At 68.1% G+C, this 26,987-nt stretch carries 20 protein-coding genes; 11 read left to right on the top strand and 9 right to left on the bottom strand.

From position 1 onward, the window contains the following. The first annotated feature begins 101 nt into the window (after positions 1-101). The 5 genes from JS278_RS01205 to JS278_RS01190 all read left to right on the top strand — a co-directional run bounded on the left by JS278_RS01205 (position 102) and on the right by JS278_RS01190 (position 11,077). Positions 102-6,461 (top strand): RHS repeat-associated core domain-containing protein, encoded by a 6,360-nt coding sequence (locus tag JS278_RS01205; RefSeq protein ID WP_147243111.1) that lies wholly within the window; start codon positions 102-104, stop codon positions 6,459-6,461. Continuing rightward, on the top strand, positions 6,461-7,105 hold the full coding sequence (locus JS278_RS15770; protein ID WP_147243110.1) for a hypothetical protein: 645 nt from the start codon (positions 6,461-6,463) through the stop codon (positions 7,103-7,105). The genes JS278_RS01205 and JS278_RS15770 overlap by 1 nt, the downstream gene beginning before the upstream one ends. Before the next feature lie 421 nt (positions 7,106-7,526). Next, the gene (locus JS278_RS01195) at positions 7,527-8,801 is read left to right on the top strand and encodes an RHS repeat-associated core domain-containing protein (protein ID WP_181833790.1); all 1,275 of its coding nucleotides are present in this window, start codon (positions 7,527-7,529) and stop codon (positions 8,799-8,801) included. A 5-nt stretch (positions 8,802-8,806) separates the two neighbouring features. Next, positions 8,807-9,256 (top strand): hypothetical protein, encoded by a 450-nt coding sequence (locus tag JS278_RS15765; protein WP_147243109.1) that lies wholly within the window; start codon positions 8,807-8,809, stop codon positions 9,254-9,256. A 1,419-nt stretch (positions 9,257-10,675) separates the two neighbouring features. Beyond that, a complete protein-coding gene (locus JS278_RS01190) occupies positions 10,676-11,077 on the top strand; it encodes a CbrC family protein (RefSeq protein ID WP_114043591.1) in 402 nt (133 codons plus the stop codon). Positions 11,078-11,354: 277 nt separating this feature from the next. Here JS278_RS01190 and JS278_RS01185 read toward each other — a convergent pair whose 3' ends face one another. The 3 genes from JS278_RS01185 to JS278_RS16295 all read right to left on the bottom strand — a co-directional run bounded on the left by JS278_RS01185 (position 11,355) and on the right by JS278_RS16295 (position 14,776). Then, positions 11,355-12,686 (bottom strand): MATE family efflux transporter, encoded by a 1,332-nt coding sequence (locus JS278_RS01185; protein WP_114043590.1) that lies wholly within the window; start codon positions 12,684-12,686, stop codon positions 11,355-11,357. Positions 12,687-12,699: 13 nt separating this feature from the next. After that, positions 12,700-13,386 (bottom strand): TetR/AcrR family transcriptional regulator, encoded by a 687-nt coding sequence (locus JS278_RS01180; protein WP_114043589.1) that lies wholly within the window; start codon positions 13,384-13,386, stop codon positions 12,700-12,702. Positions 13,387-13,639: 253 nt separating this feature from the next. Continuing rightward, the gene (locus tag JS278_RS16295; protein WP_245935063.1) at positions 13,640-14,776 is read right to left on the bottom strand and encodes an ISAs1 family transposase; all 1,137 of its coding nucleotides are present in this window, start codon (positions 14,774-14,776) and stop codon (positions 13,640-13,642) included. 188 nt (positions 14,777-14,964) lie between these two features. Here JS278_RS16295 and JS278_RS01170 point away from each other — a divergent pair, with 188 nt between their 5' ends. The 6 genes from JS278_RS01170 (at position 14,965) to JS278_RS01145 (ending at position 20,656) form a co-directional block, all read left to right on the top strand. Beyond that, on the top strand, positions 14,965-15,837 hold the full coding sequence (locus JS278_RS01170) for an aminodeoxychorismate lyase (RefSeq protein WP_114043588.1): 873 nt from the start codon (positions 14,965-14,967) through the stop codon (positions 15,835-15,837). After that, positions 15,834-16,835 (top strand): PfkB family carbohydrate kinase, encoded by a 1,002-nt coding sequence (locus tag JS278_RS01165; RefSeq protein ID WP_181833789.1) that lies wholly within the window; start codon positions 15,834-15,836, stop codon positions 16,833-16,835. The genes JS278_RS01170 and JS278_RS01165 overlap by 4 nt, the downstream gene beginning before the upstream one ends. A 7-nt stretch (positions 16,836-16,842) precedes the next feature. Further along, positions 16,843-17,340, top strand: a complete 498-nt coding sequence (ybaK, locus tag JS278_RS01160; protein WP_114043586.1) for a Cys-tRNA(Pro) deacylase — start codon at positions 16,843-16,845, stop codon at positions 17,338-17,340. A gap of 129 nt (positions 17,341-17,469) precedes the next feature. After that, a complete protein-coding gene (locus tag JS278_RS01155) occupies positions 17,470-18,849 on the top strand; it encodes an extracellular solute-binding protein (protein WP_114043585.1) in 1,380 nt (459 codons plus the stop codon). Between the two features lie 5 nt (positions 18,850-18,854). Next, complete coding sequence (locus JS278_RS01150) at positions 18,855-19,808, top strand: carbohydrate ABC transporter permease (RefSeq protein ID WP_181833788.1); 954 nt, start codon at positions 18,855-18,857, stop codon at positions 19,806-19,808. Between the two features lie 5 nt (positions 19,809-19,813). Continuing rightward, positions 19,814-20,656: a carbohydrate ABC transporter permease gene (locus tag JS278_RS01145; protein WP_245935161.1), complete on the top strand. Its 843-nt coding sequence runs from the start codon at positions 19,814-19,816 to the stop codon at positions 20,654-20,656. Here the strand turns inward: JS278_RS01145 and JS278_RS01140 are convergent, their stop codons facing one another. The 6 genes from JS278_RS01140 to JS278_RS01115 form a co-directional block, all read right to left on the bottom strand. Beyond that, complete coding sequence (locus JS278_RS01140; RefSeq protein ID WP_181833787.1) at positions 20,657-21,664, bottom strand: LacI family DNA-binding transcriptional regulator; 1,008 nt, start codon at positions 21,662-21,664, stop codon at positions 20,657-20,659. Between the two features lie 119 nt (positions 21,665-21,783). After that, complete coding sequence (locus tag JS278_RS01135; RefSeq protein ID WP_114043583.1) at positions 21,784-22,182, bottom strand: hypothetical protein; 399 nt, start codon at positions 22,180-22,182, stop codon at positions 21,784-21,786. Between the two features lie 41 nt (positions 22,183-22,223). Continuing rightward, positions 22,224-22,715, bottom strand: a complete 492-nt coding sequence (locus JS278_RS01130) for a hypothetical protein (RefSeq protein ID WP_147243108.1) — start codon at positions 22,713-22,715, stop codon at positions 22,224-22,226. Next, positions 22,712-23,590 carry a PIG-L deacetylase family protein gene (locus JS278_RS01125; protein ID WP_245935160.1) on the bottom strand — a complete coding sequence of 293 codons (879 nt, stop codon included), beginning with the start codon at positions 23,588-23,590 and terminating at the stop codon, positions 22,712-22,714. Before JS278_RS01125 ends, JS278_RS01130 begins: the two co-directional genes overlap by 4 nt. Positions 23,591-23,649: 59 nt before the next feature. Further along, positions 23,650-26,001 carry a beta-ketoacyl-[acyl-carrier-protein] synthase family protein gene (locus JS278_RS01120; protein WP_147243107.1) on the bottom strand — a complete coding sequence of 784 codons (2,352 nt, stop codon included), beginning with the start codon at positions 25,999-26,001 and terminating at the stop codon, positions 23,650-23,652. Then, entirely contained in the window at positions 25,998-26,981 is a 984-nt protein-coding gene (locus tag JS278_RS01115) for an aminomethyltransferase family protein (protein WP_114043579.1), read from the bottom strand. Before JS278_RS01115 ends, JS278_RS01120 begins: the two co-directional genes overlap by 4 nt. Between the last annotated feature and the right edge of the window lie 6 nt (positions 26,982-26,987).

The following is a 26,987-nucleotide window of genomic DNA, read 5'->3' as shown; positions in this document are numbered from 1 at the left end:
TGTACGCGGAATCTGGTCCATGCTTCTGTCCATCACGGCAGGCCGGACGCCGATGTGCGGCCTGGGGGTCCGTGACCGCCCTCGACAAGAGAGTCCCCACGATGACGCGCTCACCGCTTCCCGCCCTGTCGACCCCCGCCCGCCGGATCATGGTCACGCTGGCCGGGATCGTGGCCGCCACGGTCGCGGCCACCTGCATGCCCGCCGCCCCGGCCCACGCCGACCAGGTCCGGCGAAAGCGCCCGGCGACCACGGGCATGACGCTGACGGCGGCGAAGAAGGTGAAGGCCGGTACCGATCGTGCCGCGAGCCTGCCGGCACCGGCGTGGAAGGCCCCGTCCGCCCCTCTGCCGGCGGCAGGAGCGGCCTCGGTGGCCCCTGCGGCCACGATGCGGCGAGCGGGTTCGCTGCCGGTCCGCATCGGAACCCTCGCCGCGGCCCCCGCGGGCCTGAGAGCCCGGGCCGGCCGGACGGCGGCCGCGGCATCGGCCCCGGCCAGTGTGACAGTGACCTCACAGGCCCCTGCCACTGCGGGAGCCCCGTCGTGGCGGGTCAGCCTGGCCACCGCCTCGCCGGGGTCGGTGGCGCTGAGTCTGGATGTGGCATGGTTGGGCACCGCGGCATCCCGGGCGCGCCTGGTCCGCCTGCCGGCCTGCGCGGCGACCACACCCGACAGGCCGGCCTGCCAGACCGGCACCGAAGTCCCCACTGCTGCGGTGTCGCGGGGACAGGTGACCGGCGTGGTGCCCCTGGCGGCCGGGACCACGGTGATGGCTCTGACCACTGGGGCGTCGGGGACCGGTGGCGATTTCGCGGCGACGTCGCTGGGCGCGGCCTCGGCGTGGAGCGCGGGCGGGTCGTCGGGGGATTTCACCTGGTCCTACCCGGTGCGCACGGTTCCAGCTCCGGCAGGGACGGCTTCGGGCGTGGGGCTGGCCTACTCGGCGGCCTCGGTGGACGGGCGCACGGTGGCGACGAACAATCAGGCCTCGTGGGCCGGGGAGGGCTGGGACCTGTCCCAGGGCTTCATCGAACGGCGCTACACGCCGTGCGCCGAGGACATGACCGGCTCCAACACGGCGGCGAAGACCGGCGACCTGTGCTGGGACCAAGCGAATGCGACCGCCTCATTCGGCACCCATTCCGGGGAACTCGTCCAGGACGGCACATCGGCCCGGTGGCGGTTGCGCAACGATGACGGGACCCGCTTCGAACTGCTGACCGGAGCCGCCAACGGCGACAACGACGGGGAGTACTGGAAGGTCACCGCCCCCGACGGCACCCGCTACATCTTCGGCCAAGGGGTCGCCGGGTCGGAGAAGACCGCCACCAACTCCACCTGGACGGCCCCGGTCTTCGGAAACCAGCCGGGCGAGCCCTGCCATGCCACCTCGTTCGCGGCATCGGCCTGCAGCCAGGCGTGGCGCTGGAACCTGGACCAGGTGATCGATGCCCACGGCAACGCGATGGCCGCCTTCTACGCCACCGAATCCAACCGCTACGGCCAGAACCTCAACACGAAATCGGCTGCCTACATCCGTGGCGGCTATCTGACCCGGATCGTCTACGGCTACCGCGAGGGCGCCGCGACCACCAGCGCCCCGGCCAGGGTGGAGTTCACCACCGCGGACCGATGCCTGGACGGGGCCGCGTGCGGCGCCCCGTCGACGGCGACCGCCTCTCACTGGCCCGACGTGCCGGTCGACCAGATCTGCACGTCGGCCACCTCGTGCCCCACACTGTTCGCCCCGACATTCTTCACCACCAAGAGGCTGGCGCGAATCGCCTCGCAGATGAAGACCTCCTCCGGGTACACCGATGTGGACGTCTACACCCTGACCCACTCCTTCCCCGACCCCGGCGACGGCACTGCCCCGGCGCTGTGGCTGTCCCGCATCGACCACTCCGGGGCGGGCGGAGCGCTGCCCGACGGGGGCACCTCATTCGGCGGTCAGGCCTTGCCGAACCGGGTGGACGGGGTCGAGGACACCACCGGGGCAGTGGCCGCCCCGTTCTACAAGTACCGGATCGTCGCGGTCACCGAGCCCGGGGGCGGCCAGACCATGGTCGACTACCAGACCGCCCAGTGCACCCAGGCCTCGGTGGCCTCCTTGAAGCCCGAGTCGAACACATCGCGATGCTTCCCGACGTGGTGGACCCCGCCGGGGGCCACAGCACCGGTGCTGACATGGTTCCACCGCTACCCCGTGGCCAGGGTCGCCGAGCACGACACGACCGACGCCACCACCCCCGACGTGGAGACCAACTACTCCTACGGGGCACCGGGATGGCGCTACGACGACTCGGCGCTCACACCGGCCAAGTACCGCACGTGGAGCCAGTTCGCCGGCTATGCCAGCGTCGCGACCATCACCGGCAAACCGGGCCAGGCCGACTCCCTGAAGTCGGAGACGGTGTACTACCGAGGGCTGAACGGCGACCGGGCAGGGCCCACCGGAGGCACCAGGAGCGCGTCGGTCTCCTCGACCTGGGACAGGCCGGACACCGATGACTGGTGGAAGGCCGGAACCCCCCGCCAGACCACCACATACAACGGCATCTCCGGGCCCGTGGTCGATCAGACGGTCACCACCATCGGCGGCCTGACCACCACCGTCACCAATCCCGCGGGACGGGCGGCTGGCTACGCCCCGACCACCACGACCATTGACCACACCGTGCTGGCCGCCGGGGGCCGGCGCAGCCACAAGACCGTCGAAACGTCCGATCAGTACGGGAACCTGACCTCGGTCGACGACGCCGGTGACGTCGCGAAATCCGGGGACGAGCTGTGTACCCGCGCCACCTACGCCACATCGGCCTCCGGTCCGCTGAGTCTTCCGGCGACCACACGAACCCGCGCCACCAGCTGCGCCGGTTTCGAGGCTGCCAGCGCCTCCCAGGTGATCGAGGACACCCGCTACTACTACGACGCACAGGCCCTGGGCACAGCGGTGAAAGGTGATCTGTCGGCCGCCGAATCCCTGGCAACGGTCGCCTCTGACGGGGCGATCACCCGCCAGGTCGCAGCACGGGCCACATACGACGGGCTCGGCCGGCCACTGACCCTCACCGACCCGCTGGGCGCGGTGACCACCACCTCCTACACCACAGACGCCGCCACCGGCCTGGTGACCGGCACCACCACGACCAGTCCCGATCCCGACGGCGCCGGGCCACTGAAACCCCACGTGACCACCACCACCCTGGATCCGCGCTTCGGGACCCCCACCAAGACCGTGGAACCCGGCCGCGAGACCACCGAGACCACCTACGACGCGCTGGGGCGCACCACCACGACTTGGCTTCCGGGCAGATCGAAAGCCACCTATCCCACCAGCCCCTCGGTGTCCTACACCTACCAGGCCGGCGGGGTCGGGACACCGGCCGCGACCACGACATCGACGCTGTCGACGACTGGATCACGACTGGTCTCGACCGAACTGTTCGACGGGCTCGGGCGCTCCCGCCAGACCCAGCGTCAGACCATCGACCGGCACATCGACGCCGACGGCAACCCGATCGAGGCCGTCGGCCGGCTCGTCTCCGGCATCCGCTATGACAGCCGCGGCCTGGCGAGTGTGGAGAGCAGTGGCGTGCTGAAGTCCGGGGCTCCGACCTCCTCCTGGGTCCAGGTGCTGGATTCCGAGGTCGATTCCCAGACCGTGGCGACCTTCGACGGGGCCGGGCGCCAGAGCGCGGCGACCCTGTACTCGAAACAGACGAAGAAGTGGGCCACGACCTGGTCCTACGGCGGGGACCGGGTCACCGTCACCCCACCGGCCGGATCGATGCCCTCGACCACCGTCACCGACATCCGTGGCCGAACGGTGCAGAAGATCGCCTACAAGACGTCGAGTACCACTGGGCCGGCCCAGACCTCGGCGTGGACCCGGACCCCGGCCGGCCAGATCGCCTCGATGACCGATCCCGCCGGATCGGTGTGGCGCTACACCTATGACGCCCGCGGCAACCAGGTCAAGGCCGTCGATCCTGATGCCGGGACATCGACGGCCACCTTCGATGCGGCGGGGCGCAAGATCACCGCCACTGATGCGGGCGGCCGCACCCTGGCCTACACCTATGACGCGTTGGGGCGGGCGACGAGCCTGCGCGACGCGACGCCGGCGGGGAACTTGCGGGCCCAGTGGGACTGGGACACCCCGATGGTCGGCTATCTGGGTTCGGCGTCGCGGGTGCTGGCCGGTGGGGCCCGGTGGGTCCAGGCCACCACGGCCCGCGATGCGGCGGGGCGGCCGACGGCCACCGCGACCACTGTGCCGGCGGTGGCGGGTCTGATCGATGCCCGTCTGGCGGGTACTTATGCCCAGTCGTTCGTCTACTATCCCAACGGGATGCCGCGGCGCACGGTGCTGCCGGGGGCCGGTCCGCTGGCCGCCGAGGAGTTGCGGTACGGCTATGACGCGGTGGACCGGCACACGGTGCTGCTGGGGAACGCGGCGTATGTGGCCGATGCGGTGCTGGACGCCGATGACCGGCTGGCCCAGATCGCCTCGGGAACCTCGGCGGGCCATCTGACCTGGCAGACCATGGATCATGATCCGGCGACCGGGCGGCTGGCCCGGCTGCGCCTGGACCGGGAGAACGCCGCGAAGGCGGACGCCGATATCTCGTACCGCTACACGGATTCGGGGCTGACCCGCAGCATCTCGGCCGCCCAGCCGGAGGCCGGGGCGGCGACCGACACGCAGTGCTTCGGTCATGATTTCGCCGGGCGCCTGGCCACGGCCTACTCGGTGGCCTCGGCGACGTGTCCGGCGTCGGCGCCGGCCTCCCCGTCGGGGCCGGCGCCCTACTCGCTGTCGTGGGCCTATGACGCGGCCGGGAACCGGACCCGCCAGGACGACCAGGTCTCCGGGACGGTCACGACGTGGACCTACCCGGCGGCCACCGGTGTCCGGCCTCACGCGCCGGTCTCCCAGACCGTGGCCGCCCCCGGCGCCACGCCGGTGACTACGAGTTTCGGCTACGACGCCGGGGGCAACACGACCGGGCGGGTCTCCGGGTCGGTGCTGGCCGGCACCGCCACCGGGACCGTGGAGAACCAGTACGACGCCGAGAATCACCTGGCAGCAGCCACCAACACCAACGGGGGCAGGTCGTCGGCCTACGCCTACGATGCCGATGGGGACCGGGTCGCCACCAGTATCGGCGGGACCCAGACGGTCTACCTGCCCGGCGGCACTGAACTGTCGGTGTCCGGCGGGCAGGTCACCGCGACCAGGATCTACCAGTATCAGGGCGCGGCCATCGCCCGGCGCACCGCCACCGGCGGGGCGAACCGGCTGGCCTGGCAATGGACCGACGGGGCGGGCAGCGACTGGCAGGTCGATGCCGCCACCACCCCGGCGCCCCTGGTGCGCCGGGCTGATCCGTTCGGCGGGCTGCGCGGCCCCCAGCCTGGCGGCTGGTCCGGGGACCGGGGCATGGCCGCCGGGATCACCGACACCGTGGCCGGAACCCTCAGATTGGGCGCGCGGGATTACGACCCGGTCACCGGGACCTTCACCCAGCCCGACCCGATCCTCGACGTCACCGACCCCGCCCAGTGGAATCCGTACAGCTACGGGGCGGGTAATCCGGTGGATCGTCCCGACCCGTCGGGGCTGGCGTTCTGCACCTCGACGGCCTGCGGGGGTGGCACCACCGGGTCGATGAACGAGACCGGCGGGTCCCTCCACGAGACCCACCGCCCCAGCCGCGGCGGCGGTAGCAGCGGCAGCGGCCGCGGTGGTGGGGGGCGCGGGGCCAGCCGGTACCACGGCGGGGGCTACAACGGCGGAGGACATCGCGCCACCCGCTACACCACACCCCGCACACCGGCCCGCCACGCCACCACCAAAGCCCGATACCACACCCCCACCCGACCGGCCACCGTCACACCCCTACCCCCACCACCCAACCCCTACCTCCTCTGCCTCGGATGCAGCCCCCTGGGACCATTTGGCTGGGGACTCGACAAGACCTACACTTACTCACCCAGCGGTGACCCGGTTGAAGCGACAATCAAGGCCTTTCTCGCCGAAACGACCGTGTCCCGGTACATGATCGACTATCTCATCTGGTCCGCGATCACCAATCGAGATTTCGTTGATTCCCTCAGCGATGCAGCCACAGGCGGACGTGGTCCTGTACTGGTCGGACAGTCCGGAGAGAAGAGGGTCCGCGCGAAATACAATATCGGACCCAGAGAGCGCTACAGAGTCAACGACCACAACCGCATCTCAGACGGAACCAATAGGACTGCAATCACTGAAGTCAAGAACGTGAAATACCTTTGGTACAGTCATCAGCTCCAGGATGCATGGCAGCACGCGCAGGACGAAGGAAAAGACTTCGACCTGTACGTCCGAGGCGGCGAGAACAAGACAAGATTGTCACCGAAGTTGCAGAAAATGATCGACGAGAATGACAGATTCCACCTGAGGTACATACCATAATGGCAGAGAAATACACCCACGCTTCAGATGCTGGGGAATTCCTGGAACAACTATCTAACGACAAAGACTATCAGGCCAGGGAAAGAAAAGCGGAGAGGGAACGAGCCCAGCGCGAACGAGACTTGGCGGAGGCCGAATCACCGATTCTCGCAGACCTGAGAGGTGTGGGATATGATGTGACATCAATCTACTTTCTGAGCACAAAGTACGAAATTTATTCCGCTGCGCTGCCGGTTATTTTCAGGCATCTTGAGCGAGGAGGGTATCCAGGCTCGATTATGGGACACCTGGCTCGCCTGATGGGCGTGAAGGAGGCTCGGCCATACTGGGATCGGCTCCGCGGATTGTATGAGACGCACACCACGGAGACTCAGCTCTGCGATGGCCTCGCAGACGCTCTGGGCCGCTCGGCCGGCAAGGAGCAGTTCGACGGCCTGGTGGAGCTGCTGCTTGATGACTCCCGCGACGGCGTGCGGGTCATGTTCATTCCCGACATCATCCGAGTCGGTCGGGAACAGGGCTGGAAGGTCGTCGAGTCAGTCGCCGATGACCCCGTCCTGGGCAAGGAGGCCAGCTATCGTCTTCACCAACGGGACCTGCGCCGTCGCGCCAAAGCCCGCAGGGAGGCCCGCCGCAACAGGTGACCTGTGGTCGTGGTCGGATCGGGGAACGCGATGGCGTCGCGTCCGACTATCTGGAGTCCACTGATTACTTGATCACGGTCATCCGAGAGCCAGCCGTCAAAGTCCAGCGCAAGCAGTGGTTTTGGCCCGCTGATCTCAGGGCACGTCCGCAACGGTCGTATCGCCCACGCTCCTTGACAACTCCATAGAGGTACTACCCCTCACTGCCGCCGACGACAACGTCCACATCCTTGTGTTCACCTATGCCGTGCTGGGACGGGCGACGAGCCTGCGCGACGCGACGCCGTCAGGGAACCTGCGCGCGGTGGGGCGGGCACGGGCCGATCCTCGGAGGGGCATCTGACCTGGCAGTCCATGGACTACCTATGGACTACGACCTGGTGTCAAGCCCTGGGTCTTGTGGAGAGTCTGAAGGTTGTTCTTGAGGGTCGGCTCCAGGTCGTCGGCCTACGCCTACGACGCCGAGGGGGACCGGGCCGCCACCAGTATCGACGGGGTCCAGACGGTCTACCTTCCCGGCGGCACCGAACTGTCGCTGACCAATGATCAGGTCACCGCGACCAGGATCTACACCTACCAGGTCGCCACCATCGCCCGGCGCACCGCCGGCACCGGGGGCAACCGGCTCGCCTGGTGCTGGTCGGACGGGGCGGGCTCCGAGTGGCAGGTCGACGCCGCCGACACCCCGGCACCCCTGGCCCGCCGCGCTGATCCGTTCGGGGGGCTGCGCGGCCCCCAGCCCGCCGGCTGGTCCGGGGACCGGGGCATGGCCGCCGGCATCACCGACACCGTGACCGGAACCCTGCGGCTGGGCGTCAGGGACTACGACCCGGTCACCGGGACCTTCACCCAACCCGACCCGATCCTCGACACCTCTGATCCCGCCCAGTGGAACCCGTACAGCTACGGGGCCGGCAATCCGGTGGACCGTCCCGACCCCACCGGGCTGGCGTACTGCTCCTCCACCGCCTGCAGCGGCAGCAGCGGATCACTCGGCGAGTCGGGTGTCATCACCGAAACCCCCACCCGCAGCTCAGGCGGCAGCTCCGGCAGTCGTGGCGGCGGCTCCGGTGGGGGCAGCCGGTACCACGGCGGGGGCTACAACGGCGGAGGACATCGCGCCACCCGCTACACCACACCCCGCACACCGGCCCGCCACGCCACCACCAAAGCCCGATACCACACCCCCACCCGACCGGCCACCGTCACACCCCTACCCCCACCACCCAACCCCTACCTCACCTGCCGGGCCTGCACCTTCATCTGGGTCATCCCGATCGCCGTGGGCATCACCGAGGCCGCCATCGACACCGGCATCACCATCGGGATCGGCATCTCCATCGGTATCCTCGCCGACAAGATCAAAGAACGCATCCACACCGCCATCGTCCACAAGAACGAATCAGAACCTCGATCCGTCGACGACATCCTTGGCGATCTCCCAAGAGGCGACGCGAAAAAATCGAAATCATATGAGGTCGATAGCGAGGAGGAACTAGAAGACGTATGGAAACAGCTCACAGAGGGCGAACACACTGACGCCCACTGGAGCGGCCATGCTGAAGGTGAATCAATTCGACGATCAGATGGGGTTGAAGTCGGGATTCGCAATCATTCAAAATCCGGGGGTAGCACTATAGATATACGAATTCCAGGAGAGAGTAAAATGCGCAAAATCCATGTGAGAAGAAGGTGAACCGATTGGATGAGATTATAGAGCAGATTTTGATTGAGGGGACTGTTGATTGGAATTATCCCGCCTGGGTCAGATCATGTGTCGCTGAACTAAGGCCAAGCACACCGGAACAGGAATTTCTCGAGACTCTACGAATCATCAAGGCGATGCTCTATGACAAACTGATAGTCGCGGGAACTATAGACAACAACGGAATATTCATACCGTGGCCGATGAGCCCACAGGAATCATTCATGCGAATCCAGGACGAATGGCAATCTGATTGGAATAACGAGCTACCAACACCTGGCGCCATTGCTTGGTTCGATAACACAAGGAAAGGCGACTGCATCGGAAAGCATTTAATTCAGACGCAAGAGCAAGAAGATACGTACGGTAATCTGAATTCGAGAAAGGATGGTGGCAGCTATAGCACCACCAACCAGCAGTGCGACGGCCCCACATCCGCCACCTGACCCGGGCCATCAGCAAGGTCCAGCCCATCGTGCCACCGACTCCTGAAAGGTCCAGAGTCTCTAAGTGGTGCGACTCCGGACGAAGTGCAAGAGATAATTCCCGATGACCGAGAGAAGCGACCATTAAAGAACGCAGAAGGAGAACGATGGCTTCCAAAGAAGCCCAATGATGACTCGATAGCGCTCGAGAAGGGGAATCTCAAGATTGATGACCCTCTACATAATGACCCCTATCTAAAAGTGAGCCACAATGGACATATTACCCGTGTCTCACTCAAGGGAAACCCAGTTCTCAAGAAGCCACGATGATCGATATAAGAACAATTCTCGAAGCATCCATAGAAGACTATCCGGCCCTATATGAGTTGGCATGGGAATTGAATACCATCCATCCAATGCTGGGGTTGGAGTCTTCTACACGACGGGCCATGTGGGTTACGGGAATGCTCCTACGGAGTGAGCTTGTTAAGGCATACTGGTGCAAAGAACCATACGGAGGTATATGGCCAGCAGACACGGATCAGATAAGTGAGGATATTCTGGACCGTCGATTCTGGGTGCCGATACGTCGTGAAAAAATTGGGATCAGGATAGGTGCCACGATACGTGGAGAAGACGCCTATTACAAGCTGAAGAGGTGCAGACTCCTATAGTACAGCTATATGCTTCAACGTTATTGCGATGTCAGCATTTAAACGTGTCCACCGCTGAGACTGATAGGAGTCTGTGGACCCGCTGGAGGACGAAATGAGAAATTTTGTCGAACTTGAGGCCAGGCGCAATCGTGGCTGGCCGTGGCCCGAGAAGTCGTTCGGCCTGGATCCGATGTTCGGGGTCGAGGGCTGGTGCCATGCCTGTGGGATTCCCCAGGCTCCGCAGACCGGGTCGCTGACACTGCAGCGGCGCAACCTCACCCCGGTCGGGGCCTGGGTGCCCTACTGGAACTACGACGCGCTCTGCGTGGATGCCGGTCTGGCCGAGACGCTCCGGGACCGGTTCGCCCTTGACCTGCGTCCCGTGGCCTGGCCCGCCACCAACTCGCCGAGACCATCGCCGCAGCCAGCCCCAGAGACTTCCTACTCCGGGAAATCACCTGACCCCGACGAGCCACACAGCCAAGGGAAGCCGTCCGCAGCCTGGCCGGGTACGCCCACAGATCGAAACGGGCATACGGGCTCTTCAGGATCCATAGCGAGCGACTTCTCGGGCCACGTCCAGCCACAACTACACCTGGATCATGAAGAGCCGGATAAGATTTGCTCCATCGGAGGAATCAGGTGGGGGCACAGCACTCAAACATGCTCGATTCACCTGGATGTCATTCTGATGACATCTCCTCAGAATTGAGAGATAAGCCAGCATCTGGAGCGAGGACTGTGGAGATCCAGAATCCCGGCGCAAAGAAGAGGATCAAGATTCATGTCAGATAGCAAGTCCGAGGTCGACGAGATCATCGGAGAAGTGCTGATTGAGGGGCTGGTCGACTGGACCGATCCGGGATGGGTGCTGTCGAGCGTTGTGCAGATGCGTCCGGGGACCGCTACGGAGGAACGAGACGAGGCACTGACCTTGATCAGAGCCATGCTGACAGAGGGGTTCGCTACTGCCGGAGGGGTCGATCCTGACGGGAACTTCGTTGCATGGTGCTTGAGTCCAGACAAATCAGCAGACAAAATAGATGATGAATTCATCCGTGAGTGGGGAACGGAACTTCCTACTCCTGGCGCCATATCTTGGTTTCAGAACACCGCTCTTGGGGATGAGATTGCGAACCGTATCATCAAGAATGATGAGCATGGTCGGCCATCGCAACCAAGCTGACTCGATCCTCGCTATTACCCGCCCTTCAGCGAAACCCGTACAGCTACGAGGCGGGGAATCCGGTCGACCGTCCGATCCCTCGGGGCTGGCGTACTGCACCTCGACCGCTGGCGCGGGGCGGGTGCGGACATCGCGATGGCCCCGGTTGACGCGGTGTGAGCGTTGATGGCTCTTCAGCATCCATAGCGAGCGATTTCTGGAGCCACATCCAGCCAATACACCCTGGATCCTGAAGAGCCGGGGATCCTGCCTCGTTGATCGCTCACCGATCCGGGGCTCAGGCCCCCAGCCTCATCCAGGCGTCTCCCCTGCCCCGCCAGGCCAGGATGAGCCCGCGCACCAGCATGAACCCGCCGAAGGCGATCCACAGCCACACCACCCCGGCAGAACCGGTGGGCGAGGCGAGGAAGACGCCGAGGATCATCGGCAGGTAGGCCACCAGCATCACGACCTGGGCTCCGGACAGCCAGCGTCCGTCGCCTGCTCCGATGAGCACGCCGTCAAGCACGAACACCACCCCCGACAGCGGCTGCATCACCGCGATGACGATCAGCCCGGCGGCCATCGCCGCGCGCACCGCCGGATCCTGGCTGAAGGCCATCGGCAGCACGCGATGCAGAGCCAGCACCCCGACCCCGAGTACCACCCCCACCCAGGCCCCCCACTTGACCATCAGCGTGGTGAGCTCACGGGTCCGGCGCCGGTCCCCCGAACCCAGGGAGGCGCCGGTCAGCGCCTGCCCGGCGATTCCCAGGGCGTCCAGTGCCATCGTGAGGAAGTTCCACACCGTCATCGAGACCTGGTAGGAGGCCAGCGCCACCACCCCCAGCCGGGCCGCCACCCAGGTGGTGACCAGCAGCGAGATCCGCAACGCCAGGGTACGGATCAGCAGCGGGACGCCGTCCCGCAGGGAGCCGAGCACCCCCGCCGGCTGGAACCTCAGGGAGGCCCCCGCCCCCCGGGTGCGCACCACGAAGACGATCACCAGTGCCAGCGCCATCCCCACCTGGCAGATCAGCGTGCCCCAGGCCGATCCCGCGATCCCCCACCCCAGCCCCAGCACGAACCAGAGATTCAGCGCCAGGTTCACCGAGAAGGCGACGACCGTCACCACCAGCGGCGTCCGGGTGTCCTGGAAGCCGCGCAGCACCCCGGTGACCGCCATCGTCACCAGCATGGCGGGAATCCCCACCCCGGCGATCCGCAGATACTCCACAGCCGGGCCCGCGGCCGCCTGCTCAGTGCCGAAGAGGCCGACGACCACCGGCGCACCGAACACCAGCAGGGCGGCGACGAGCACGCCGATGATGATCGACAGCCAGGCTCCGTCGATGCCGGCCTGTGCCGCGCCCGCACGGTCACCGGCGCCCATCCGCCGGGCACTGGCCGCCGTCGTCGCGTAGGCCAGGAAGACGAACAGGCCGGTGGCCGTGGTGAGCACCGTGCTCGCGACCCCCAGACCGGCCAGCTGCGCGGTGCCGAGATGGCCGATCACAGCCGAGTCGGCCATCAGGAACAGGGGTTCGGCGATGAGGGACAGAAACGCGGGCACCGCCAGGTTCAGAACCTGGCGGTGCGTCGAGATCGTCTGCGGTTGTGCTGTTGTCACATATGACAGGGTGTCATTGCCTGATGGCCCCGGCAACGCTGGTCCGGATGAGGCCGAGCAGACGCCCCTCCAGCTGGGTGTGATCCTCCATGCGCAGGGCTCCGGTGGTGATGAGCACGCTGAACCCGTAGAGCATGGAACGCAGCATGAGCTCCAGGTCCGCGGAGCCGATGCCGAGGGCCCAGGACAACCCCTCGGGCAGTTGCAGTGAATCCGCGAGCACCTCGCGGGCCGTGCGGGGACCGTCCTCATCCTCGTCCGGGCCCGATTTCGACTCACCGACGTAGAGATAAGCCATCGCCCTGTCGGAAATCGCCGAGGAAACATTGAACCAACCGGGTTCAACGAGCGCGAACCCGATATACCCGCGGCAGGCAGACAGAATCACCTCTGTGGCGATTGTCTTCGGATCGGCCCCGGCATATTCCGCCCGGGCTCGGGCCACCGAAGTTCTCATCGACTCTGCCAGTTTCCGGCTCGCCTTGACGGCCACCTCGTCGAGGAGCGCCTCCCGGCTGTCGAAATGTCGGTAGGCCGCATTGGGCGACACACCCGTGCGCCGAGTGGCTTCGCGCAGCACGACGGCCTCGGCCCCCCCGGACCTGGCCAGTTCCAGCCCCGCGGCGACGAGTGCATGATGCAGGTCTCCGTGGTGGTACGTGTCTCGACTCTTTTCTTCACTGTGAAGCTGCTGTGCCATTCGCTTTCCCCCCTTGACTCCGGGCGGTGGCCACGACCCCCCTCGAGGCGACCTCGACGAGGCTTGATACCCCTCCACTCTAGGTCATTGAATGACACTGTAAACAGTCGGACCCGCGATATGCACAATTGGGCAGCGCGCTCGCCGGCCTTGATCTCGCGTGCATCACGTTCACATCACGGCCCGCCGGCCGCCCTTCTCCACACGCAGGGCCCCGGAAAAGTCGCGTCTCCTCCCTGTGGTGTTGTTGTGTTCAGAGTGTGAGGAGCATGTTGCAAGTGGCGAGTGGGTCCCAGGCGGCCTGACGGGTGGCTTGGGCCATGTTGGTGGCCCCGGTCAGCCGGTGGATGCTGATGGCCAGGTTGCGCAGGCTGGCCATCACGTGCGGGCCCTGGCCGGTACGGATCTGGCTGCGGTCCTCGTCGAACGTGACGTCGCGGACCCAATGGAGCCGGTTCTCCACGCCCCAGTGACCCCGGATCCAGGTCGTGATCCGGGCCGGGGAGGCGGCCGGCAGCCTTGCGGAGGTGATCAGGTAGACCACCTCGACGGTCTTCTTGCCGCCCCTGGTGGAGATCCGGCGCAGCTGGGCGATCTGGGAGGCGCCGGGGAACCCCAGATCGCGGGGGGCCTGGATCACCTTCAAGCTCCGCCGTGTGCGGCGACCGTGGAGCTTCTCCACGCTCACGTGGCCGACGGGAACGTGCTTCCAGGGCTGGCCGGCCAGTCTCCTCAACAGGGTGGGCTGGTTGGACTTGACGGTGAACACGTAGTCCGCCCCGGCGGCCAGGATCGCGGTCGCGGAGGCGGTCTGGGTGTGCAGCGCGTCGGCGGTGATCACCGCCCCGGCGGCCCGAGAGCCCAGGGCGGCGATCATGGCGGGCAGGGCGGGGATCTCGTTGGACTTGGCCTGGACCTCCTCCTGGGCCACGACCGTGCCGGAGGCGTGGTCGAGGCCGGCGACCAGATGGCGGGCCCGCTGGGTGGTTGAGCGGGAGCCCCGCAGTGTCTTGCCGTCGACCGCGATGACCCGGCGCCCCTCGACGGTGGTGGTGCGGGTCCAGGCGTACAGGCACAACTCGGCGTCCAGCATCGCGGCGTCGATGCGCGCGAAGAGTTTGCGCAGGGTGGATTCGCCGGGGGCCGATCTCAGCCCGAACTCCTCCAGCGCCGCGGCGGTCAGTCTGGCGGCCCATTCGCCGGTGGCGGTGAATCCCCGGCAGCCGGCCATCGCCGCTGAGACCGCGACCAGAAGCAGTCCTGGCAAGGGGTATCGCTTGCCGCGGGGTTTGCGGGGGTCGGGGATACGGGCCAGGTGATCGGCCAGCCGGGCATCGGGTGGGGGCGTGTCAAGGGTGCGTGCAGACACTGCGCTGGGAGAGGATGGCATCGCGGGCGGGGTCCTTATGGCTGGACGGGTTGTAGGAGTACTTCCATCCAATCCATGGCGGCCTCGCCCGCCCACCAGACACGCCGAACCTGGCTCAACCCCTAGTCACAGCACACACGACCGACTTTTCCGGAGCCCTGTCTCCACACGGCCGTGCCCCGCCCCCGCCCTGCGGATAGCCTGACCCCATGCCTGCCGAGCAGAGTCTTCTCGTCGCCGTCCTGGGGCGCGGCCCCCTCCCCCGTCCCGTACCCGTGGCCACCGCCGACGATCTCGGCCTGACCAGGGGTGACGGCGTCTTCGAGTCGATCCGGGTGGTCACCGCCGCGAACGGGACCTCGACCGCCCAGCAGATCGACGAGCACCTGGCCCGGCTGTCGCGCTCCGTCGCGGGAATCGGCGGCCCGACCCCCGATACCACGGCCTGGCAGCGCCTGATCGAGGAGATCATGGGCGCCTGGCGATTCCCCGGCGAGGCGGTCCTCAAGCTCATGATCACAGGCGGCCCGGGGGTGCTTCCGGGTGCCCCGCTGGGGATCGCGACGATATCGCGGACGCCGGAGTCCTGGATCGACGCCCGCGACGGGATCGACGTCACCCTGTTGTCACGGGGATATCGCAGTGATTCCTTCGCCGAGGCCCCCTGGCTGCTCGGCGGGGTCAAGACCCTGTCCTCGGCCGTCAACATGGCCGCGGAGCGCGAGGCCGCCGCCCGGGGTGTGGACGACGTCATCTTCACCAGTCTCGACGGCTACCTTCTGGAGGCTCCGACATCGGGGCTGGTCGTGTGCGACGCCGGCGCCCTGGTGACGACTCCGACCGGGGCCACCGGGATCCTGGGCTCCATCACCGTCGACATCGCGCTCAGCGGGGCAGATGAGGACGGCGTGGAGACCAGCAGCAGGCTGCTGCGACCCGAGGAGCTGGAATCCGTCGACGGCGCCTGGCTGCTGGACTCCACCACCGGCGTGGCGCCGATCCTCACCGTCGACGGCAGTCCGGTCAGGCAGGATCCCGGCATGACCGGCCGGCTGAGGCACTGGGCGGGGTTCCAGCAGTGACCTCCGGCACCACCCGCCCAGAGCCGACCGGCGGACGGCTCATCCACACCGGCCAGGCACTGGTGGACGCCGTCGCCGAGGTGCCGGCGCTTCCCCGCCGCGGCGGCAACACGATGGCGACCAGCTACGTCCGGTACGCCGGAGGAGCGGTGAACACACTGGTCGCCGCGGCCCGCTGCGGAGCCCGGGCGGTGCATGCCGGAACGGTGGGCACCGGTCCCGACGGCGACCTGATCCGCGAGGTGCTGGCCCACGAGGGGGTGCGGGTGAGTTCGCCGGCGGGCGGGCCGGACACCGGCACCTGCATCGTGCTGGTGGAGCCCTCTGGGGAACGCACCTTCGTCACGACCAGCGGCGCCGAGCGGCTCATCACGACCGACTCCCTTCAGACCTGCGATCCGAGGCCGGGCGACGCCGTCTGCGTCACCGGCTACTCGCTGGCTCTTCCGTCGACCCGCGACCCCCTGCTCGCCTGGCTCGAGAGTCTGGCCCCCGGCATCGACGTCGTGCTGGATCCCGGCGATGCGGCCGCCGAACTCCCCGGGCCGGTGCTGGAGCGGATGCTCCGCCTGACCACCGTGTGGACCGGCAACGCCGAGGAGTCCTCCGCCCTGGCGGCCGGAGAGCGGCCCGGCCCCACGGCCGCGGAGGATCGGCGGTCTGACCCGCTGAGCACCGAGGCCCTTGAGCGGTGCGCGGCCCGGCTGCCCGCCGGGTGCGTCGTGGTCACCCGCGACGGGCCCAGGGGCTGCGCGGTGCTGGCGGACGGCCGGGCCGCCACGGGAGTGCCGGGATTTCCCCGGCGGGCGGTCGACACCAACGGCGCCGGAGACGTCCACACCGGAGCCCTGATGGCCGCCCGGCTGACCGGGCGGCCCTGGCCGGAGGCGGCCCGACTGGCCAACGCGGCCGCGGCGATCGCGGTGACCCGGCACGGCCCCGACACCGCTCCCCGATCCGATGAGATCGCCGAACTCCTGGAGCGCAGGAGCCGATAATCGGGGCATGCCGCATTCCGACGCCGCCTCACCGGCCACCCGGGCGTTGGCCCGGGCGAAGGTCGAACACACCCTGCACGCCTACGAGCACGATCCCACCAACCATCACTACGGCGAGGAGGGTGCCGCCCGGCTCGGCCTGCCCCCCGAGGTGATGTTCAAGACGCTGGTGGTCCGGCTGGAGGGTTCGGGGGTGCCCACCCCGCTGGCGGTGGGCGTGGTGCCGGTCAGCGGGATGCTGGATCTCAAGGCCTTCGCCGCGGCGATGGGGGCCAAGAGGGCCACGATGGCCGATCCGGCCGACGCGCAACGGGCCACCGGATACATCGTGGGCGGTATCTCCCCGCTGGGCACCAGGAAGAGGCTGCCGACCTGCATCGACTCCTCGGCCCTGGATCACGACACGATGCTCGTCTCGGGGGGCCGGCGCGGGCTGTCGGTGGAGCTGGCCCCGGCCGATCTCATCCGTGTCATCGGAGCCTCGACAGCACCGATCGCCGGCTGAGAATGCGCCGTCACACCTCGCGCCGGGGCCGTGATGCGGATATTGCCCGGAACCCTTGACACGGGTCTGCCGAACGGCCTAATCTCTACATCACCTCACACGTGTTAGGTACTCAACGAGGAGACACGGATGTCATCCCTTTCACGACGGGCGTTCATCGGGCTGGGAGGTGCCGCGGCGGTCGGCACCGGTCTGTCCTGGAGGCGCCTCTCAGGCCTGGACATCCCGGGCCGCAACTCGGACGCGCTCTCGGTGTGCATCAACGGCACCGCCCAGGACGCCGCCGCCAACCAGGGCCTGATCGACGCCTTCCACAAGGTGCACCCGGACATCCCGGCACGCATCACTCCGGTCCAGGGGGAGGATCAGAGCGACTTCTTCGCCAAGGTCCTCACCCTGGTGGCCGCAGGCACTGCCCCCGACGTCGTGATGGTCGCCACCGAGGGCACCCAGCTCTTCGCCGATCGGCTCGCCTATCCGCTGGACGAGTTCGTGATGCGCGACAAGGCCGACATGCAGGAGTACTTCGATGACGTCCATCCCTCTCTGGTGGAGTCCTTCATGTACAAGGGGAATCTCTACGAGCTGCCGATGGATTACAACGCGGCCAATATGTTCATGTCCTCCAAGGCGATGACCATGGCCGGGCTCGACTACCCCGACATCCACTGGACCTGGGATGATTTCCACGGCTATCTCAAGGCGATGAAGAAGGCCGCCACAGGATCGTTCCGGCCGTTCTTCTGGACCAACCGGCTGTTCGGCGGCATCGTGCCGTGGCTTTACACCAACGACACCAGCTTCATCAAGCCCCAGAGATTCACCGGCGGAAGATGGTTCTGGAACCAGTTCTACCCCAAGGAGACCCAGCGCTCCGGCGGCTTCAGATGGACCGAGCCCAATGCCGAGGATCCCAAGGTGATCGAGGCCTTCGAGTTCATGCAGGAGCTGATCGCCGAGAATCTCGCCTCCTCCCCCGTCCAGGGTGGCGGCAACGAGCTGGTGAGCCGGTTCAGCGAGGGCGTCATCGGCATGACGCCGGCCGGCGGCTACTGGGTCGAGGGTCTCATCGAGGCCGGCATGAAGCGCACCGACTACGACGCCGCCTACTTCCCGAAGGGGCGCACCCAGCAGCACCAGTTCGGCTCCACCGGGTACACCATCATGAAGTCCTCGGACAAGAAGGACGAGGCCTGGGAGTGGATCAAGTTCTGCTCGACCCTCGACGGCATGAGGATCGTGCGCAGGAAGCCCGACTCCACCGCCGCCCGGCGCTCCTGGAACACCCAGCTCTACAAGAACGCCGGGCCCAGGCACTGGGACATCTTCTACAACACCGTCGACAAGTTCCCGACCTCCGCCCCGATTCCGGCGCCGCCCCAGGAGGCCGCCGTGGAGTCGGCGCTCATCAAGAACGTCACCAGCGCCGTCACGGGATCCAGGAAACACGTCACGGTCGCACTGAAGAATCTCCAGCGCGACCTCGAGCAGGCCTTCGGCGAGGAGTGATCACCATGGCAACCACCACAGCTCAGACCGTCATCGCCACCGTCCCCGCGACCCCTCCGGCCGCCCGCTCCCTCAAGGAGGCCAACCGCCGCAAGCAGGGCCGGATGGCCGGCTGGTTCCTGGCCCCCACCGTCATCGGCGTCGGGCTGTTCACCGTCGTCCCGATGATCGCCTCGATCGTGCTGGCCTTCTTCTCCTGGGACATCATCTCGACCCCGAAGTTCGTGGGCCTCGACAACTTCGCCACCATCGCCACCAGCTCGACCATCCGGGTGTCCTTCCTCAACACCTTCGGATTCGTCATCGTCGCCGTGATCCTGCAGATCGTGGTCGCCCTGGGACTGGCGGTCCTGGTGCAGACGAAGATGCCCGGCTGGCTGCGCGGCTTCTTCCGCTCGGCCTTCTTCTTCCCGCTCATCCTCTCGGCGGCCTCGGTCTCGCTCATCATGAGCTACCTGTTCAACGAGGATTTCGGCACCATCAACAAGATCCTCGCCCTCATCGGGCTCGGCCCGGTGAAGTGGCTGTCCACGGCTGCGGGGGCGATGGTCGTCACGATCATCGTGTACGTCTGGCAGAACTTCGGATTCACCTTCCTGCTGTTCATCGGAGGCCTGTCCTCCATCCCCGCAGACGTCTACGAGGCCTCCTCGATCGACGGGGCGTCGGGCTGGAACCAGTTCTCCCGGATCACCCTTCCGCTGGTGAGCCCGACCATGCTGGTGGCGTCGGTGATGGCGATCATCTCGGCCCTGCAGATCTTCGACCAGCCCTACGTGCTCACCCGCGGCGGCCCCGGCGACTCCACCAGAACCGCCGTCATGGTGATCTACCAGTCGGCCTTCACGGAACTGCACTTCGGGCTGGCGGCGGCGATCGGCCTGGTGCTGATGCTGGTCATCATGCTGGCCACCTGGGCGCAGTTCAAACTCTCCACCAAGTTCGTCTTCTACATGTGAGGCCGATGATGTCAACCACGGACAAGACACTGCCGGTGAGGACGCACCACCGCCTCTCCGCCTCTCTCATCGGACGGATCGTCGTCCTGGCGATCGCTCTCTTCCTGACCCTCGGGCCGGTGATGTGGACCCTCATCGAGTCCCTCTCCCCGGCCGACTCGACGGGCGCCCGGCATCTCAGTCTGGCCGCCTACCAGGACGTCTTCTCCAAGATCGACGTCATCCGGCTGTTCTGGAACTCGACCCTGGTCACCGGGCTGTGCGCCGTCGGCCAGATGGCCACCGCCGCACTGGCCGGCTACGCCTTCGCCAGGCTGCGGTTCAAGGGCTCGAACCTGCTGTTCGGCATCATCCTGGCCACCATGATGATCCCGATGCAGGTGACCATCGTGCCGGTGTTCATGCTGGTGCGCGGGATGGGCCTGGCCGACACCCTGTGGGCGCTCATCCTGCCGGCGCTGCCCACCGCCTTCGGCACCTTCCTCATGCGCCAGTACTTCATGGGGATCCCCGAGAGCCTCGCCGAGGCCTCCCAGGTGGACGGCGCCTCCCCGTGGCGCACCTTCCGCTCCATCTACCTGCCGCTGGCCACCCCCGGCCTGGCGGTGGTGGGGGTGCTGGCCTTCAACGGCATCTGGAACGAGTTCTTCCGGCCGCTCATCATGACCATCAGCAATGACAACTTCACCCTGCCGCTGGGTCTGGTGAGCCTTCAGGGCAAGCTCGGCACCGGCTCGATGTCCACGGTGCTGGCCGGCGTCGTGCTGTCGATGATCCCCGCCCTGATCGTCTTCATCTTCGGGCAGCGTCCGCTGCGCGAGGGGCTCACCGCGGGAGCCGTGAAGTAATCACCGGCTGGGCGGGGCCACCGATCCGCGCCGCAGCACCGGGGTCGGGACCACCACCTCGCCTCCCGGCAGGCGGGTCTCGCCCAGCGCTTCGAGCAGCAGGTCGACCGCCCGCTCGCCCATCTGCCAGTGCGGGATGCCGATGGTGCTCAGGCCCAGCTGGGGAGCCACGTTCGGATCGTCGTCATAGCCGACCACCGAGAGGTCCTCGGGCACCCTCAGCCCCAGCCGGGCTGCCGCGAGCAGCACTCCGGCGGCCACCCGGTCGTTGGCGCAGAGGACGCCCGTGGGCCGGTCCGGACTGTCGAGGACCCGGGCGCCCACCTCCAGTCCGCGATCGATCTCCCATCCGCAGACCAGTGCCCGGGCGGGGACCCCGGCCTCGCCCAGGGCGCGCTCACGACCGGCGTCGCGTCTCCTGGTGGCCTCGACCTCGAGAGTCCCGGTGAGGGCCAGAATCTCGCAGTGCCCGGCCTCCAGCAGCATCCGGACGGCCTGGTAGCCGCCCTCCTCCTCGTCGCACACCACCCCGGTCGAGGCCCCGTCGGGATCGAAGGCGTTCAGCAGGATGTGGGGTTCGCGCCGGAAGGGCGCCGGCGGCGTCCAGGCCTTCATCCCCTCGGCGGCGTAGAGCAGCCCGTCTACCTGGCGGGCCAGCAGAGCGTCGATGAACTCGCCGCTGCGGTCGGTCCGCCCGTCCGAGCCCATCACCAGCAGCACGTAGTCGGACTCGGCGGCGCGCACCGAGGCGCCGGCGAGCATCGGCCCGCCGTAGGCCCCGGAGATGACGCTGTCGGTGATGACGCCGAGGGTGTGGCTGGTCTGATCGCGCAGGCTCTGGGCGATCCGGTTCGGCCGGTAGCCCAGCCGCTCGGCCGCCTCGCGCACGGCCTGCTGGTTGGCGGTCGATATCGCGCCCTCCGCGCGCCCGTTGAGCACCAGGGAGACCGCGCTACGAGAGACGCCGGCCTCCCGCGCCACGTCCTGGGAGGTCACCTTCCGAGCCACCGCGCACCCCCTCCGGGGAGCGCTCTCCCCTCGATCGTCGATCCGCACTGATTCTACGGGGTTCTACGGGGCCGGTTTCGCTGTGCTGTGCTATCCAGGCGGATTCCCGCCAGGCCTGTTCAGAGGGATTGACGCCGGGCTGAGCGCAGGCTCATCGGCAGCCCGATCAGGCCGATGAGGATGAGGACGCCGAGGACGACGTGCACCCACTTGACGCCGGCCGATCCCAGCCCGATCTGGATGATCATGAGCACCGGCATCGCGACGGCGTGGGCCATGACACCGGCCGAGCCTCCCCTGCGCTTCCACACCACGGCCGAGACGGCGGCCAGCACGGCGGCCAGAGTGCCGGCGTAACCGAGGCCGGCGTGGGCCTCGATGAGGCTCCAGGAACCGCTGAGCATGAGGATGCCGAGGACCAGCTGGGCGGCGACGAGCACCACCGCGGCCCAGGTACCCCAGGTGAGGACGGAGGGAACGGTCGGTCCGGACTCGGGGCGCGGTTCAGAACTGCTCATAGGCTCCAGACTAGGGGCGACGATCTGCTCCGGCGGGGGATTCAGCTACCGGCCGTCCCCCTGCCCGGGAGCTGCCACCGCCCCTCCACCACGAAGGGACCGGCCAGCGCTCCCAGGCCCAGCGCCACCAGCACTGCCGGCCAGGTGATCGTGAGGACCATCGACCAGTCCATCACCAGCCAGTACTGGGCCCCGACCGCCACCGCCAGTCCGGCCGCGGCCACCACCAGACCGGCCAGCCGCTGGCGGCGCGGATCCCCGGTCAGCCGGGAGCCGGTCAGAGCCGCCGCCATCAGCACCGGGACCATCAGCGTCACCGCCGTCCCGGCTCCGCACAGCAGGCCGATGAGCAGCCCGCCGGCCCAGCCGCGCACCGGCAGCCCGGAGCCCGCCCCGGTGTCATCGGTGCCGACGGCCGTCCAGATGGCCAGCGTCAGCCCCCAGATCACCCCGACCACGGAGGCTCCCAGGGTCAGCACCCCGGCAGCACGGGCCACCCGTCCGGACTCGGTGGCCTCGCCGACGTCCCTCACGAGTTCCTCCGGACCGGCCATCCCCGGCCCTCGAGATCACAGGTGCAGTGCGACGGGGTACCGGGCCACGGGCCTCCCTCGAATGGCCAGCTGACGTCGAGAGAGCCCACCACCCCGGGCTCCCGGTAGAACTCCCAACCGAAGGTCGCCTCGAACAGCTCCGGGGGAAGCGAGGTGAATCCCTCGATGTCGGTCACCTGGCTGGCGTGGCAGCGCATCGCCGCCTTCTTGACGTCAACCAGGCCGCGGACGTCGACCCCCCAGCGCAGGTCCGAGGCGAGTGAACCGATCGGGTTGCCGTCGTCGCCCGGCATGGTGGGGTCGGGCATGTGGATGCCCTCCTCCAGGCCGCGCAGCCGGGCCATGCTCACCACCTCCTCCTGGTGGTCGCGGTTGATGGAGACCTCCAGGACGCGGGGACGGCGGGCCGCCTGCTCGACCCCGCTCCAGGTGACGTGATGCACCATGACGTGATCGGGATGGCCGTAGTTGCCGTGCCAGTCGTAACCGACCAGGGCGTCGGCGTCCTCCTCGTCCAGGACGTCGGCGAGTTTCCGGCCGGCCTCGTCGAGATCGGCGTTCATGAAGGCCTCGGGGGCCTTGTTCTGAACCCAGCCGGTCATGCCCGAGTCGTGGTAGCCCAGTGACACCACCCGGGCGACGCCGAGGGTCGCCGCGGAGCGCTCCAGTTCGCGGCGACGACGCTCGGAGACGGTCTCGCCGGGGGCAGGATCGGCGGCGGGCTCCCCGCACTCCCCGCCGGTGGCCACCACGAGGATGACCCGATCCCCCCTGGCGGCGGCCCGGGCCATGGTGCCCGCGGTGGAGGAGGACTCGTCGTCGGGGTGGGCGTGGAGGAAGACGATCGTCGACATGGCCCCCATTTTCCCCGACCCGGCCAAGGACCCCGCACATCCGAGAGGGCGGTCAGGCGTCAGGGGCGCACGATCAGGCTCTGGTGGGAACCGCCGACCCCCAACCCGCTGATGAGCGCACGGCCGCCACCGGCACGGACCGCCTCCAGGCCGAGGCCGATGAGGGGGGCCGCGGACTGGGTCTCGCCGGTGGCCGCCTTCGGGACCAGGATCCGAGTGTGTGCGCCCAGCCCCAGCTCGGCCAGGGCCTGCTTCTCGACGGCGTCGATACCGCCGCGCCCCGACGCCGCCGAGACGACCACCGAGAGGTCCTCCGGACCGATCCCGGCCTGGTCGAGGGCGGCCCGGTAGGCGCGCAGGCAGGCCCGTGGCCCGCCCATCCTGCCCGGGCCCTGCGCACCGCCGGCCATCCCGACGCCATCGATCCTCACCAGCGGCGGGCGCGCGGATGCGCCGGGCCCGTCGGTGCGCTCCAGCAGGACGGCTGCGGCGGCCTCCGCGAGGATCACACCGGTGTCGCGACCGGGCCGGGCGACGTCGGTGGTCAGGAATCCCGGAAAGCGGGAGTAACCCGCGACCAGGGCGTCGCAGGCCTCGTCGACGGCGACCACGATGACCCGGGAGCAGGCGCCGTTGCGGATGGTCTGCCGGGCCAGGTGCAGGGCGGCGACGCCGCTGGTCCAGCCCGAGCAGATCGTGGCGGTCGGCCCGTGCAGGCCGAAGGCCATGCAGACGTGGCCGGCGGCGGCGTTCATCACGGTGTTGGGGAACAGCCTGCTGTCTCCCGCACCGTCGGTCAGCAGCCCGCCCTGGAACCGCTGAATGGTCTCCAGGGGACCGGTCGAGGTGGCCAGGATCAGGCCGCACCCGGCGAGTTCGCCGCGCTCGATCCCGTGATCGCGGATGAGCTGCCGGGTGACGTGGGCCGCGAGCAGGCCGAGCCTGTCGAACCGGCGGACACTCCTCGGGTTGAGGCCGGCCCGCAATGCCGCCGTCGCGGCGCGGGAGACGGGGTAGTCATGGCCGGCCCAGACGCCCACCCGTTCCGTGGCCGGGACGGCGTCCTGCGCGACGGCCCGGTCGATCTGCGCCATGGAGGCCGCGCCTCCGGCCAGCGCGGCCACCCCGGTCACCGCGACCGCCTCGCGCGGCAGGACGGCCGGGGGACGGACGGCCGGCGTCTCAGCGGCCGGTTCCGGGGATCCGAGGGCCAGGCTGGCGTTGTTGCCGCCGAAGGCGAAGGAGTTCGACACGACGACGTCGACGGCCAGATCGCGCGCTCCGGAACCGACGACGTCCACCCGGCCGGCCGCCTCCAGAGCGGCGAAGGACTCCTGCGCGGTGGCATCCGGCGGCACATAGGTGGGATGGATGCGCTGGTGCTCCAGCGTCATCACCGAGACCACGGCCTCGATCGCTCCGGCGGCGCCCAGGGTGTGCCCGATCATGGATTTCGACGAGCTCATCGGGACCGGGACGTCGCGCAGCGCCTTGATGGTCTTGATCTCGCCGGCGTCATTGGCGGGGGTTCCGGTGCCGTGACCGTTGACGTAGTCGACGTCGCGGCCGTCGAGCCCGGCCATCCGCAGGGCCTGCCGCATCGCCTCCAGAGCCCCGCGGCCGCGCGGATCCGGGGCGGTGGGATGGTAGGCGTCGGCGCTCAGGCCGTAGCCCAGCAGCCGCGCGACGACGTGGGCGCCGCGACGCCGGGCGGTCTCTTCCCGCTCCAGCACGAGGAACCCGGCCCCCTCCCCCAGCGTGATGCCGTCGCTGCGGGTGTAGGGCGCGCAGTTGCGCGCCGAGAGCACCCCCAGGCTGGAGAAGCCGCCGAAGGACAGATATGCCAGGGGGTCGAGGCCGCCGGCGAGCACGACGTCGGCGAGCCCGTCCGCCACGAGTTCGAAGCCGTTGGCGATGGCGACCGATCCCGCGGCGCAGGCGTTGGAATGGACCAGCCGGGGCCCCTCGATGCCGAACTGCGCGGCCAGCGAGTCGGCGACGGCGTGCAGCGGGTATTCGAGCAGTTCCCGGGCATGGGTGTGCTCGATCCCGCGGCTGAGCCAGCGCCGCTGGAACCGCTCGCCCTGGCGGGCGGCCCCCAGAGACGTCCCCAGGCTCAGACCGATCCTTTCGGTGCGGTAGCCGCTGTCGGCGATGCCGGCCCGCTCCAGCGCCTCGGCGAGCGCCCTCTCCCCCAGACGCAGTGAGCGGTCCCTCAGCGGCCGGTCAGGCTCCGGGAGGGAGCGCACCTGGCCGGCGCGGTCGCTCATCACGCCGGGGCGGGGCACGATGGTGTTCTCCCCGATCCCGGTGCGGTCGGCGACCAGGTTCTGCCAGACCCGGGGGGCGTCCTCGCCGACGGCGCAGATCATGCCGTATCCGGTGATCACGATCGACATGGCGCCGCTCACCCTCCGATGATCTCGGACCAGGAGCGGGGGCTGATCGCCGGGCGCGCCAGCGTCCGGGCGGTCCGCCCCTCGATCTCCAGGTCGATCCCCGGCACTCCGAAGGGGTCGTCGAGCAGCAGCAGAACCAGACTGTCGGGGCGTCCGGCCCGTGGGGCGACCACCTGCACCCTGCCGATCGTGCTCCCCGCGTCGCGGACCTCGGCGTGCAGCTGGGGGGGTTCGCCGTCCAGCCGGGCTGCCACGATGCGCCGATGAGGTGCGGGAACCTCACGGATCGCGTCGCCGACGAACTCGTCATCGCGGTCCAGCGAGGCGAACCAGGCGATGCCCGTCTCCAGCACGGTGGCGTCCTCGATCTGCTGCGGCAGGACCGGGAAGTTCGTCTCGGCATGGATCCGGGCCAGCACGCCGGGATCGATCAGACCGCCGCCGAGCTTTCGCGCATCGGCCTCCAGGCGATCGCGCACCTCCGGACCCGAGAAGAGCACCAGGTACCCGTACTCCGCCGTCGACCCGGTACGCGCGATGAGCACCGGCTCGTCCCCGCAGCGGCCCGAGAGGGTCTCCCCGAGCAGAATGTCCTCGACCGGCGTGCCGACGGTGTACTCGCCGACGACCTCCCAGGAGCGCGGCCCCTCGATGTGCAGCGCGTGGAGGTCCGGATCCGAGACAGCGGTCGTGTCCAGGCCGGCGACGGTGCGTTCCAGGACCTCCGCCCAGGCGGGCTCGGCGTCCACCACGAGGTGGGTGGTCCCGGCGCCGATCAGTGCGGTCGCGAAGCCCGCGACCCGTCCGCTCTCATCCAGGAGCAGCGAGTCGGTGCAGGTGTCGATGGCGGCGAACTCGGTGGAGACCGCCAGGAGCCGGCGCACCGCCTCGGACCTGCCGGGGCCGGAGATCGCGATGACGGTCCTGCCCGGAACGTCGATCACGCCCACAGTGCTCCGGATGGCGTCGTAACTGTCTTCGATGGACAACATGATTCT

Source organism: Acidipropionibacterium virtanenii, from assembly GCF_003325455.1.
GTDB lineage: Bacteria > Actinomycetota > Actinomycetes > Propionibacteriales > Propionibacteriaceae > Acidipropionibacterium > Acidipropionibacterium virtanenii.
This window is presented reverse-complemented; position numbering and strand designations above follow the sequence as displayed.

Coding starts and splice junctions, on each gene's coding strand:
- JS278_RS01145 (WP_245935161.1), top strand. CDS start 19,814: ATGATGTCAACCACGGACAAGACACTGCCGGTGAGGACGCACCACCGC.
- JS278_RS01155 (WP_114043585.1), top strand. CDS start 17,470: ATGTCATCCCTTTCACGACGGGCGTTCATCGGGCTGGGAGGTGCCGCG.
- JS278_RS16295 (WP_245935063.1), bottom strand. CDS start 14,776: ATGCCATCCTCTCCCAGCGCAGTGTCTGCACGCACCCTTGACACGCCC.
- ybaK (WP_114043586.1), top strand. CDS start 16,843: ATGCCGCATTCCGACGCCGCCTCACCGGCCACCCGGGCGTTGGCCCGG.
- JS278_RS01115 (WP_114043579.1), bottom strand. CDS start 26,981: ATGTTGTCCATCGAAGACAGTTACGACGCCATCCGGAGCACTGTGGGC.
- JS278_RS01170 (WP_114043588.1), top strand. CDS start 14,965: ATGCCTGCCGAGCAGAGTCTTCTCGTCGCCGTCCTGGGGCGCGGCCCC.
- JS278_RS01190 (WP_114043591.1), top strand. CDS start 10,676: ATGTCAGATAGCAAGTCCGAGGTCGACGAGATCATCGGAGAAGTGCTG.
- JS278_RS01150 (WP_181833788.1), top strand. CDS start 18,855: ATGGCAACCACCACAGCTCAGACCGTCATCGCCACCGTCCCCGCGACC.
- JS278_RS01180 (WP_114043589.1), bottom strand. CDS start 13,386: ATGGCACAGCAGCTTCACAGTGAAGAAAAGAGTCGAGACACGTACCAC.
- JS278_RS01205 (WP_147243111.1), top strand. CDS start 102: ATGACGCGCTCACCGCTTCCCGCCCTGTCGACCCCCGCCCGCCGGATC.
- JS278_RS01125 (WP_245935160.1), bottom strand. CDS start 23,590: ATGTCGACGATCGTCTTCCTCCACGCCCACCCCGACGACGAGTCCTCC.
- JS278_RS01135 (WP_114043583.1), bottom strand. CDS start 22,182: ATGAGCAGTTCTGAACCGCGCCCCGAGTCCGGACCGACCGTTCCCTCC.
- JS278_RS15770 (WP_147243110.1), top strand. CDS start 6,461: ATGGCAGAGAAATACACCCACGCTTCAGATGCTGGGGAATTCCTGGAA.